Origin of the sequence: Nocardia salmonicida (genome assembly GCF_036142455.1) — a bacterium.
GTDB lineage: Bacteria > Actinomycetota > Actinomycetes > Mycobacteriales > Mycobacteriaceae > Nocardia > Nocardia salmonicida.
On the sequence record NZ_CP108014.1, the window covers coordinates 3,762,327 to 3,773,922 of the forward strand.

Consider the following 11,596-nt stretch of genomic DNA (forward strand, 5'->3'; position numbering starts at 1 on the left):
CAGTACATTCTGTAGTGGAATTACCTTTCGCTTCAGGAGGACCCCATGCGTCCACATGTCGAAATCATCGACGAACGCGATCTGATCCAGCACCCCGCCGAGTTCCAGCACGCCACCGGCAGTGCCGAACAACGCAATCTCAGCTACGACGAGGAAGACGGCTCCGCCTCGCTCAAGGTCCGCTTCACCAGCGACTGGTCGCGGCCCGCCGGCGTACACCACGCCGCGACCGAGTGGTACGTGCTGTCCGGCCAGGTCACCATCGGCGATACCGAACTCGGTCCCGACGGCTTCTGGATGGCGCCGATCGGGGTGTGGACACCGGCCGTCACCGTGGCCGCGGGCACCGAGATCCTGCTCTTCCGCGAAGGCGGCGACTGGCACTTCGATATCGCCGACGCGGACCGCGATTTCGTCCGCGAAGACCAGAAACTGGTTGTCCTCGACACCGCGGCGATGCCGTGGATCGATGTCAAGGACGGCAGCCCGATGCGCTTCGACCTGGGCGGCACCCCCGTCCCCGGCCTCTACATCAAGCTGCTGCAGCGCGATGTGACGACCGGCTTCTACACCCGCCTCATCAAGGCCAAGCCCGGATGGCGCGAGGAACCCCTCGCTCATCACCCGTGCAGCGAGGAGGCCTACTGCCTCGACGGCGGTTTCGACTACAACTTCGGAAAAATGTGGCCCGGAACCTATTTCTGGCGACCGGCCCTGATTCGCCACGGCGACTTCACCGCCGACGCCGAACACGGGTGCACCTGGATCGTGCGCTCCGATGCCGATCTCGTCGACTGGTACACCGACAACGCCAAGATCGAGATATCCGGCGACGCGACGAACTGGGGGCCGGACTTCGCGCACAGCCTCGCACCGCGACTGGTCGAGCCGGTCCGCTCCCGTTCCATCGGACAGTGGACCGACCCCACCTACCAGTGACACGACACCGCCGTCGCCCCCGCGGCGCGGTCGGCGGCGGCGGTGATCAGCTGCCGTCCGGCCCGCGCCGCAGGTAGCGGCCGTGCGCAGGCCCCACCAGTTGCCCCTTCCGCACGATGTGGTTTCCGCGCAGGAACACATCGGTGACGCTCGCGGTCATCTCGAAGCCTTCGAAAGGTGTGTATTCCTGCGCGGATTCGGAGTCCGCCGCCCGCACCGTCCATCGTGTGACCGGGTCGACGAGCACGACATCCGCGTCGTATCCCACGTCCAGGTGCCCCTTGCGGCTCAGCCCGTAACGACGGGCGGGGTTGGCCGCGGTGAGTTCGGCGATGCGTTGCAGTGACAGGCCACGCTTACGCCCCTCACCGACCAAGCCGGGAAGCAGATACTCGGCGCCACCGAAGCCGGATTTGGCGAGAAACACATCCTCGCGATCGGCGCCGAACTTCTGTTCGGCCCGGCAGCACGCGTGATCGCTGACCACCCAGTCGATCTCGCCCGCCAGCAGATGCCGCCACAGCGCCTCCACATCGGCGCGCTCACGCAAAGGCGGATTCACTTTGCCGCCGATACTGTGGGCGGTGTCGACATCGGCGAGCAGGTGGCCGATGGTGACCTCGCGACGGAAGTTCACATTTGGGAACGCCTCGGCCATCGTCAGCGCGGCCGCCACGGCCTTCTCCGACGACAGATGCAGAAGATTGATGTTCGCCAGGCCCGTCTCGTGCGCGAGATAGGAAGCCATCGTGATCGCGAGGCCTTCGGAATGCGCTGGGCGCGAGGCACTGTAGGCGCGCAGCCCGGTCTGCGTGCTGTCCTGTTCGACCAGCGCGGTGTAGGCGGCCATGATCTCGGCGGTCTCGCAGTGCAGCGACAGCGAGATGTGGTCGCCGTACTTCTCGCGGGCGCGCTGGATTCCCCGCATCACGAATTCGAAGTGGGCCAGGTCGTAGCGTTCGGTCGGCGGGATCATCAGGAACTCGGCCTGGTCCGATGATCGGCCGTGCAGGCCGTGGCCGCCGTAGAACATGAAGATCTTGAACGAGGCGATACCGAATTCTTCGACGAGATAGGGGATTTCGTCGATGTGCTCGGCGGTCATCGGCGCCAGGTGCAGGCCGTAGTCCACCTGGGATCGCCCGGCCATCCGGTCGAGGACCTCGGGGACGAAATCGCGATAGGAACCACCGCGGTTGAGGTAGTAGCGCCCGGTACGCATGTAGGTCAACGAGGTGGTGACGCCGCCCTGGGCGCAGGCCCGGCTCTCGCTCTCGGTGTCGGCGGCGAGATCGCGGTAGATCCCCCAGTGCTGGTGGGCGTCGACGACGCCGGGGAAAGCGAGCAGGCCGTCGGCATCGATCACCCTCGTCCGGTCATCGACGGGCAGGTTCGGGCCGATCGCATCGATCGAGCCCCCGGAAATCGCGATATCGAGGGGTTCGGGACTCTCCGAAAATGGGCCGTGCGGACGTACTACGCGGGCATTGCGGATCAGCAGTTCGGTCGCGGGCACAGCAACCCTCCAAGTTTCTCTGTGCGAAACAGTATTTCCACTTTGGCGATCATCGCAGTAGCATGCGCTGGTAGTCAATGTCGCGAGCTCCCTCATCGTTTCGGTACGGGAAACGCTCGCGTCGTGAAGGAGTGAGCAATGGTGCAGTCGCTAGCCGGAATCCGGGTGCTCGATGTGGCGACGCTGTTCGCCGGCCCACTGGCGGCCACCCTGCTCGCCGATTTCGGCGCCGACGTCATCAAGATCGAGCATCCCGACGGCGATCCGGTGCGCAGCCACGGCGCCCAGCGCGACGGGGTCGGGCTGTGGTGGAAGATGCTCGGCCGCGGGAAGAAGTCGGTGACGTTGTATCTCGGTTCGCCGCAGGGCCAGGAGATCTTCCGGCGCATGGTCGCCGACGCGGATGTGGTGATCGAGAACTTCCGGCCAGGCACTCTCGAGCGATGGGGACTCGGCTACCCCGAACTGCGTGCCATCAACCCACGCCTGGTGCTGGCACGGGTCACCGCATTCGGCCAGTTCGGACCCTACGCGCGACGGCCCGGCTTCGGCACGCTCGCCGAGGCGATGAGCGGTTTCGCGGCCGTGACCGGTGAACCGGATGGCCCGCCCACCTTGCCACCCTTCGGGCTCGCTGACGGAATCGCTGCCTTGACAACAGCTTTCGCGATCATGACCGCACTTCGTGCCCGCGAGCACGACGGTCACGGCCAGCAGGTCGACCTCGCCATCATCGAACCGATCCTGACCCTGCTCGGCCCACAGATCATCGCCTACGACCAACTCGGCGAGCTACAACCCCGGATGGGCAATCGGTCATCGAACAACGCGCCGCGCAACACCTATCGCACCGGCGACGGAGACTGGGTCGCGGTCTCCACCAGCGCGCAATCGGTCGCCGAACGGGTGGTGCGGTTGGTCGGACGACCCGATTTCATCGACCGCCCCTGGTTCGCCTCCGGCAGCGAAAGGGCCGGGCACGCCGACGAACTGGACGCGGCGGTCGGCGGCTGGATCGCACAGCACAGCACCCAGGAGGTGATACACGCCTTCGACGATGCCGAGGCCGCGGTGGCGCCGATCTATACCGCCGCCGACGTGCTGGCCGACCCGCAGTTCCGGGCACTCGGATCGATCATCTCGCTGCCCGACGACGAGCTGGGCCAGGTGCGCATGCAGAACATCCTGTTCCGACTGTCGGAGACGCCGGGCGAAATACGTTGGACCGGACCGCCTTTGGGCGCGCACACCGACGAGGTACTCGGTCGCTACGGCGTCGACGCGAGCGACATCGCCGAGCTTCGCGCTGCCGGGGTGATCCGATGACAACGACACCACGATCACAGGAGCCCGCCCTGCCCGACGAAGCCGCCATCGATCCGCTGATCGTGGCCGTGCGAGGCGATATCCGGTTGATCGAGTTGGGGCAGCCCTTCTTCACCGGCATGCCGTGCTCGCCGAACCATCCCGGCTTCCGCATGACGTTGGCCCGCAGACACGGTGACATGGTGCGTGCCGACGGCGGCTCGGCCGCCAACGAGATCATCGTGACCGGCGGACATGTCGGCACCCACATCGACGCGCTCAGCCACGTCAGCCACAACGGCGCACTACACGGCGGGGTCGACGCGCAGGAGGCGCAGCGTGGCGGCACGTTCAGCGCGCACGGCGCCGAACATCTGCCCGGCATGCTGCGCCGCGGCGTTCTGCTCGACATCGCTCGGGTGCACGAGACCGGCACCCTCCCCGGTGGCTACGAGATCACGGTGGACGATCTGGAAGCGGCGGCCCGGCAGGCGCGAGTCCAGGTGACGGCGGGCGACGTCGCGCTGATCCGCACAGGATGGTCGCGGCTGTTCGACGAACCCGGCGCCTACCTGGGCCAGGAAACCGGCGTCCCGGGAATCGGCGTCGACGCGGCTCACTGGCTCGCCGATCACGAGGTGTCGGCGACCGGTTCCGACACCACTGCCTACGAGTGCATAGCGCCAGGGGCAGGCCACAGCATCTTGCCGGTGCACCGGGTGCTGCTCGTCGAATCCGGCATCTACATCATGGAGCACCTCGCGCTGGAGGATCTCGCCGATGCCGGGATCAGCGAATTCGCTTTCCTGCTCGCCCCTTTGCGCATTGTGGGCGGCACCGGCTCCCCTATTCGCCCGCTCGCGGCGGTCAGCCGATGAACGACGCCACCATCGTGGCGCGGGTGGCCGCCTTCGCCGCATCGGCGCGCGAGCGTGGCGTCGGGGACGAGCTGCGCGCCGACGCCGCGCAGCGAGTGCTCGATGTGCTGGGCAACAGCATCGCCGCGCTCGGGACGTCACCGGCACACGCCGTGCGCACGGTGATCACGGAGTGGGGCGGCGCACCTCGGGCCACGGCACTCGGCCTGCCGGGTCGCTGGCCCGATGCGAGTGCCGCGCTACTCGGCGGGACACTCGCCCATGCCATGGATTTCGACGACACTCATCTGCCCTCGGTCTTGCATCCCTCGGCGACGGTAGTGCCTGCCGCCCTCGCGGTCGCCGAATCCCGCCATGCCGATGGTGCCGCGCTGCTGGATGCCATCGCCGTCGGGGTCGAAATCGCCGTCCGCGTCGGCATGGCGGGCTACGACGAAGCGCTGGGCAATTCGGTCTTCTTCGAACGTGGCCTGCACGCGACCGCCATCTGCGGCGCCCTCGGTGGCGCCGCGGCCGCCGCGATGCTCTCCGGCGCCGATGCCGACGGCATCGCCCACGCGATCGGCATCGCGGCGAGTATGGGCTCGGGGCTGCTGGAAGCCAACCGCACCGGCGGCACGGTGAAGCGGGTGCACTGTGGGTGGGCCGCACACTCCGCGGTCACCGCCGCCGCCCTCGCGCGCGCCGGGCTGACCGGGCCGCCGACGGTCTTCGAGGGACGATTCGGCCTGCTGCAAGCGTTCTGCGGCGAGCAGAGCAACCCGGCCGCGATCCTCGACTGTCTCGGTACCCGCTGGGAGCTGCCCGGCGTGTTCTTCAAGCCCTACCCCTGCAACCATTTCACCCACGCGGGCATCGACGCGGCCCTGCGGCTGCGCGCCGACGGCATCACCGCCGACGATATCGAGCGCCTCGAACTCGGTGTGCCGACCGCGGTATCGCGCACCATCGGCGAACCCTACGCCGACAAGATCCGCCCGAAATCGGGCTACCACGCCGCCTTCTCCGGCCCGTACACCGTGGCGGCAGCACTCCTCGGCGGTGGCGGCCTCGGCGTGTTCCACCAAGACTTCACCGATGCGGCGGCCGCGGACCCCGCCCGGCTCGCCCTCGCGGCTCGGGTCACCTGTATCGCGGATCCGCGCTGCGACGCGATCTTCCCTCAGCAGTTCCCCGCTGTCCTCACGGCCTGGTTGTACGACGGTCGCGTCCGTACCGAGCGCGTCGACGTGAACCGGGGTGGCCCCGGTAATCCGCTGTCCGCAGACGAACTCGCCACCAAGTTCCGGCTCAACACCGAACGCGCCTTCTCGGGCGATCAGGCCGACGAAATCAGCAAGGCGGTCGCCGATCTGGCGAGTCAGCCCGATCTGAACGCTCTGATGGCACTGCTGCGCGAGGCGCGGTAGCGACGCCCCCGGCGCGCGGGGAGCGCTGCGTGCAGCAGCAACGGTTACGCGTCGACCGGCGCGGATCGGGCCGGTTCCGGGAACAGACCGGCCCGGCCGAGGAGAGCGGGCACCGGCTGCCCGAGCAATTCGCCCAGCCACGAACCGGTTTCGATGACCCGCTCGAGCTGGACGCCGGTCTCGATGCCCATCCGGTCCAGTGCGTACAGCAGGTCCTCGGTGGCGATATTGCCTGTCGCGGCGGGCGCGAAGGGGCAGCCGCCGATGCCACCGGTGCTGGTATCCAGGATGCGGACGCCGGCATTCAGTGCCGCAATCGCATTGGCGTAGCCGGTGTTTCGGGTGTTGTGGAAATGGAACCGCAGGTCCGCATCCGGGGCTATCTTCGCCGCGCCGGTGGCCAGCGCGCTGACTTGATCCGGGATGCCGACGCCGATCGTGTCGGCGAGCGCGATCTCCTCGGGTTGCGCCTCGGCGACTCGGCGTACGAGTTCCAGCACCGCCGATTCGGCGACGTTTCCCTCGAAGGGACAGCCGAACGCCGCGGCGATCGTCACCGTGCGGCGTACCCCCGCCTCTCTCGCCCTCGCCGCCAACCTCACCCAGTGCTCGATCCCCTGCTCGGTCGAGCATCCCTGGTTGCGCTGACTGAACGAATCCGTAGCGACCACCACCACATTGATCTCGTCCACGCCTGCCGCCAGTGCGCGATCCAAGCCACGATCGTTGAATACCAGCCCGGCGTAGGACAGGCCGTCGATCCGCGGCACTCCCGCCATCACGGCCTCCGCATCCGCCATCTGCGGCACCCGCTTCGGGTGGACGAAGCTGACCGCCTCGATCCGGCGCAGTCCGGCGTCGACGCTGCGTCGGATCAGCTGAATCTTGTCTTCGACCGCGATGACGACCGGCTCGTTCTGCAGGCCGTCCCTCGGCGCGACCTCGACCAACGTGACGTTCACAGATCCTCCAGATTGCTGTCGACCCAACGCTCCCGTCGCGGGGCAGCCGGGCCATCTTGCCCGTCTGTTCCGCTACGGGATACATTGTATCCAAGCTGGCGGTTCGCGATATGTCCACCGCGACATCGACGCAGGCATCACGGAATGGAGACGACCACATGGCAGTCGAGGCGACAACACCGACGGGTCCGCTGGCCGACCTGCGGGTAGTGGAGATGGGTCAGCTGCTCGCCGGACCGTTCGCCGGCCAGCTGCTCGGCGATCTCGGCGCCGAGGTGATCAAGCTGGAATCCCCCGGCACCGGCGATCCGATGCGGCAGTGGGGCCGGGAGCAGTCGGCGGGCAAGTCGCTGTGGTGGCCGGTGGTGGCCAGGAACAAGAAGTCGGTGACCTGCAACCTTCGCGATCCCGGCGGGCAGCAGCTGGCACGGCAGCTGATCGAGCGCGCCGATATCGTGATCGAGAACTTCCGGCCCGGCACCATGGAACGCTGGGGCCTCGGATTCGACCGGCTCCGCGAGCACAATCCCGGGCTGATCATGGTGCGTGTCACCGGATACGGCCAGTCCGGGCCGTACTCGCCGCGCGCCGGATACGGCTCCATCGGGGAGGCCATGGGCGGAATTCGCTATGTGACCGGCGATCCCGACCATGCCCCGGCCCGAGCGGGCATCTCGCTCGGCGACTCGCTCGCCGCGGTCTTCGCCACTATCGGCACCCTCGCGGCGGTGCACCACCGCGCGAATACCGGGCGCGGCCAGATGGTGGATTCGGCCATCTACGAGGCGGTGCTCGCGATGATGGAGTCACTTCTCCCCGAATTCGCGGTCACCGGGTATCAGCGCGAGCGCACCGGATCGGTGCTGCCGAATGTCGCACCCAGCAATATCTACCCCACCCTCGGTGGCGAGATGATCCTGGTCGCCGCGAACCAGGACACCGTCTTCGCCCGCCTCGTCAAGGCCATGGGCCGCCCCGAACTCGCGACCGACGAACGGTATTCGACACACAACGCCCGCGGTGCCCGGATGACCGAGTTGGACGACCTGATCGCCGCGTGGACCGCGACCTTCGAGACCGAGGAGCTGCTCGCGCAGTTGCACGCGGCGGGCGTACCAGCGGGCCGGATCTTCACCGCGCGAGATATGTTCACCGACCCGCACTTCGCCGCGCGCGAGGCCATCGTGCGACTCGCGCATCCGGAATTCGGCGAACTGCCGATGCAGAACGTCTTCCCGAAACTGAGCGAGACCCCGGGATCGGTGCGCCATCCCGGCCCGGAGCTCGGCGAACACAACCAGGATGTCTACGGCGGCCTGCTCGGTCTCGACGAGAAAGCCATCGGCCGACTCGCCGCCGACGGCGTCATCTGAGAAGGAGGCCGCCATGACCGATCGTGCGGGCGAATACCGTCGCTCCGGCTACAGCGCGCGCCTCGGCGCGGGCAACTCCCCCGCCGTGCTGGTGGTCGACATCTGCGCCGCCTACGTCACCGACGGCTCACCGCTGCGCGCACCGGTGGAGCACGCGGTGCGCGCCGCCGCCGCCGTGGTCGCGCAGGCACGAGAATCCGGGCTGCCGGTGATCTTCACCCGGGTCCGCTTCGAGCCGAATGGCCCCGACGGCGGGCTGTTCCGTCGCAAGGTGCCCGTGCTTCGGGTCTTCGAGCAGGGCAATCCGCTCGGCGACTTTCTCGACGACCCGGCACCGGCCCCCGGTGACGTGATCATCACCAAGCAGTACCCGAGCGCTTTCCACGCAACTCCGCTGGCGGCGACGCTGGCCGCCCAGCGCGTCGACACCCTCGTCATCGTCGGTCTCACCACCAGCGGTTGCGTGCGCGCCTCCGCGACCGATGCGATGCAGCACGGTTTCCGACCACTGGTCGTCGCCGACGCCTGCGGCGATCGTGACGCCGCCCTGCACGAGGCCAACCTCACCGACCTCGACATCAAGTACGCCGATGTCCTCGGCCTCGAGGAAGCCCTCGCGGTACTGCGCTGAACCGCAGCCCTCGGATCGGCCACCCGGCTGACGATTCCGCCGCCGAACTCGGCGACGGAATCGTCAGCGCCGCACGGTGTTTCAGCGCAATTCGACGGTCACCGCGGGGTCGGATCCCGCGGCGGCGCGATCGATGCTCGCGCGCGCCTCGGCATCACCGAGCTGGGCACGGAACCACAGCGCGGTCCACCGCGCGGCGGCGTACACCGACTGATCACGAGGCATGGTCGCCTCGTGCAGGTCGGGTACGGCGCCGGGCGGGTTGTTCTGATCGACGAGGCCGAAATGGTTCGCCCCGACAAGTCTCACGAAGGCAGCGGCCGGTGCACCGGTCAATCGGGTGAAGGTGTCGTAGGCCTCGACGGGTTCGGAGACACCGTCGAGTGTGCCGTTGATCAGCATCGTCGGAATGTCGTTCACCCGCACCGGATCCACGCTTGCGCCGATCGTGGTGTTGGTGCCGTGACCGACGATCGCGCGCAGTTCGCGCGGGTGCCGATACGACACACCGAAGCAGAACGGCAGCTGGCATCGGTTCGCGGCGGCGTAGAGGGCAGTCGCGCCACCGAAGGAATGCCCTGCGGCCACCAGGGTTTCCGGGTCGATGACGGTTCGCACCGGCGAGGACGGGTCCCCCGGTTGAGCGTGCGCCCACGCCGCGATATCGGTGAGCGAGTATTCACTGGCCAGGGTGCGGTCGACGAACGGCAGCGGGTAGTGCTCGGGAATCACCACCACGAAGCCGTATCCGGCGAGTTCGGTGACGAACCGACCGTAGTACTCGCGCTTGACGTCAGCGCCGGGCAGCACCGCCGCCACCGGTAGTGCGCGATCGGCGCCCAGCGGATACCAGACCGTGGTCGCGTCACCGGCGACGCGGGTCTCGAAGTGGGCGACGCCGAGCTCGGCGGAGGCGGGTGCTGGTGTTGTCACAGTCACCGAGAGCAGACAGAAGGCGGTCAGGAAGAAGGCACGCATGGAGCCCCCCGTTTCGGTTGCAGAAACAGCGTTTCGGTATGAAACTATGGCGGAACGGTACTTGGAAACACTGTTTCCCGAAAGTCGAGGACGAGGATTCCCATGGGCCAACATCCGCACGGTTGGTGGATCGTGCTGCACCTGACGCTGTTCGTGTTCTGGCTCGGCGGCGATCTCGGCGTGTTCTATTCCAGCCGGTCAGTGATCGATCCGGCGCTCAGCCCGCCCGCCCGCGCCACGGCGCTGACGATCATGAGCGGCTTGGATCTGGCGCCGAAGGTCTGCCTGGTCCTGTTCCTACCCAGCGGAATCACGCTGATGGCACTGGAGCCACACGGTGCGAGCCTGTTCGGCATCGCCCTGTTTCCCTGGTGGTCGGTCGCGCTGGTGTGGATCTTCGCCGCGGGCTGGTTGGCGCTGGCGGTACAGGCACATCGCACGCACGGGAAAGTCGCCTCGATCCGTCGCGCCGACCTCACCATCCGGATCGCGGTGATCGCGGCCATGGCCGGAGCAGGCGGCTACGCCCTGCTGGCGAGCGAGCCGTTCGGCGTCACGACCAACCCACGCTGGCTCGGCGCGAAGATTCTGCTGTACACCCTGGCGATCGCCGCAGGGCTCGGCATCCGAATGACCTTGCGCCCCTTCGGTGCGGCCTTCGGCACCCTGATGACCGAGGGTTCGAGCGAGGCCGTCGAGCGCACCTTACGGCGCAGCGTCGACGGTTGCCTCCCCTATGTGTGGCTGATCTGGGGCAGCGTGCTCGCGGCGGCGACACTCGGCGTCGTCAAGCCCGGTGCGCAGCTGTGAGACGTGGCTACACCGTGTAGCCCAATTGGGCCGAGATCGCCCCGGCCGCCTTCAGCAGCATCGGAACACAGTCGGCCATGCGCGGCTGGAAGCGCGAGAGCGGACCGCACACACTGATCGCGGCCACGACCCCACCGTCGTGGTCGAGGATCGGCGCGGCGATGGAAGCCGCCCCGATCTGGCGCTCTCCCATCGAGATCGCATGACCACGCTTCTTCGTGGCGTTCAGTTCCGTGCGCAACTTGCGGGCCGTGGTGATCGTCGCGTCGGTGAACGCGGTCAACTCGTGCCTGCTCAGATATTCGTCGATCTCCTCCTTGCGCAGGAACGCCAGGATCACCTTGGAGGAACTGCCCGCGTAGAGCGGGTACGGCACACCGAGCACGACCTCCATCCGCAATTCCTGATCCGGCACCACCTGATCCACGTACAACCTGGTGTCGCCGCGGCGAATCGACAGGGTGGCGGTCTCACCGGTCACCGACGCCAGCCTGCGCAGCTCCGGCGCGGCCATCACCCGAAGATCGGTGCGCGCCAGATACGCCCGGCCGAGCGCGATGGCGGCATGCCCGAGTGCGTAACGCCGCGTGGCCGGTTCGAGGGTGATGAGGTCACGATTGCGCAGCGCGGTGAGAATCCGGTGCACCGCGGCCTTGGTGATACCGAGTTCGGTGGCGATCTCGGTGACGCCGAGGTCGGGCCGGCCGCTACGGCCGAACAGCAGCAGCACATCCATGGCGCGCTCGACCGCGGCGATCGACCGGCTCTGGTTGTCGGATTCGATTTCGGACACAA

Annotated in this window: 11 protein-coding genes; 7 read left to right on the forward strand and 4 right to left on the reverse strand. The window is 67.6% G+C overall.

Annotated elements, in window-relative coordinates; all coding sequences use genetic code 11:
• The first annotated feature begins 45 nt into the window (after positions 1–45).
• Entirely contained in the window at positions 46–939 is an 894-nt protein-coding gene (locus OHS03_RS17840) for a DUF4437 domain-containing protein (RefSeq protein WP_328655600.1), read from the forward strand.
• Between the two features lie 46 nt (positions 940–985).
• On the opposite strand, the gene OHS03_RS17845 is transcribed toward OHS03_RS17840, so the two are convergent.
• The gene (locus OHS03_RS17845; protein WP_328655601.1) at positions 986–2,455 is read right to left on the reverse strand and encodes a dihydroorotase; all 1,470 of its coding nucleotides are present in this window, start codon (positions 2,453–2,455) and stop codon (positions 986–988) included.
• Between the two features lie 138 nt (positions 2,456–2,593).
• Here OHS03_RS17845 and OHS03_RS17850 point away from each other — a divergent pair, with 138 nt between their 5' ends.
• From OHS03_RS17850 to OHS03_RS17860, 3 genes are read left to right on the forward strand one after another with little or no spacing between them, the layout of a single operon-like run.
• Entirely contained in the window at positions 2,594–3,781 is a 1,188-nt protein-coding gene (locus OHS03_RS17850) for a CaiB/BaiF CoA transferase family protein (RefSeq protein WP_328655603.1), read from the forward strand.
• A complete protein-coding gene (locus tag OHS03_RS17855) occupies positions 3,778–4,638 on the forward strand; it encodes a cyclase family protein (protein WP_328655605.1) in 861 nt (286 codons plus the stop codon). The genes OHS03_RS17850 and OHS03_RS17855 overlap by 4 nt, the downstream gene beginning before the upstream one ends.
• Positions 4,635–6,047, forward strand: a complete 1,413-nt coding sequence (locus OHS03_RS17860; RefSeq protein WP_328655607.1) for an MmgE/PrpD family protein — start codon at positions 4,635–4,637, stop codon at positions 6,045–6,047. Before OHS03_RS17855 ends, OHS03_RS17860 begins: the two co-directional genes overlap by 4 nt.
• A 44-nt stretch (positions 6,048–6,091) precedes the next feature.
• Here the strand turns inward: OHS03_RS17860 and OHS03_RS17865 are convergent, their stop codons facing one another.
• Complete coding sequence (locus OHS03_RS17865) at positions 6,092–7,009, reverse strand: hydroxymethylglutaryl-CoA lyase (protein WP_328655610.1); 918 nt, start codon at positions 7,007–7,009, stop codon at positions 6,092–6,094.
• Positions 7,010–7,167: 158 nt separating this feature from the next.
• Between OHS03_RS17865 and OHS03_RS17870 the strand changes: the two genes are divergently transcribed.
• The gene (locus tag OHS03_RS17870) at positions 7,168–8,382 is read left to right on the forward strand and encodes a CaiB/BaiF CoA transferase family protein (RefSeq protein WP_062987152.1); all 1,215 of its coding nucleotides are present in this window, start codon (positions 7,168–7,170) and stop codon (positions 8,380–8,382) included.
• 13 nt (positions 8,383–8,395) lie between these two features.
• On the forward strand, positions 8,396–9,013 hold the full coding sequence (locus OHS03_RS17875) for an isochorismatase family protein (RefSeq protein WP_328655612.1): 618 nt from the start codon (positions 8,396–8,398) through the stop codon (positions 9,011–9,013).
• 81 nt (positions 9,014–9,094) lie between these two features.
• Here OHS03_RS17875 and OHS03_RS17880 read toward each other — a convergent pair whose 3' ends face one another.
• The gene (locus tag OHS03_RS17880) at positions 9,095–9,991 is read right to left on the reverse strand and encodes a poly(ethylene terephthalate) hydrolase family protein (RefSeq protein ID WP_328655614.1); all 897 of its coding nucleotides are present in this window, start codon (positions 9,989–9,991) and stop codon (positions 9,095–9,097) included.
• Positions 9,992–10,093: 102 nt separating this feature from the next.
• Between OHS03_RS17880 and OHS03_RS17885 the strand changes: the two genes are divergently transcribed.
• On the forward strand, positions 10,094–10,801 hold the full coding sequence (locus OHS03_RS17885) for a hypothetical protein (RefSeq protein ID WP_328655616.1): 708 nt from the start codon (positions 10,094–10,096) through the stop codon (positions 10,799–10,801).
• A 7-nt stretch (positions 10,802–10,808) separates the two neighbouring features.
• Here OHS03_RS17885 and OHS03_RS17890 read toward each other — a convergent pair whose 3' ends face one another.
• Complete coding sequence (locus OHS03_RS17890; protein ID WP_328655618.1) at positions 10,809–11,594, reverse strand: IclR family transcriptional regulator; 786 nt, start codon at positions 11,592–11,594, stop codon at positions 10,809–10,811.
• Between the last annotated feature and the right edge of the window lie 2 nt (positions 11,595–11,596).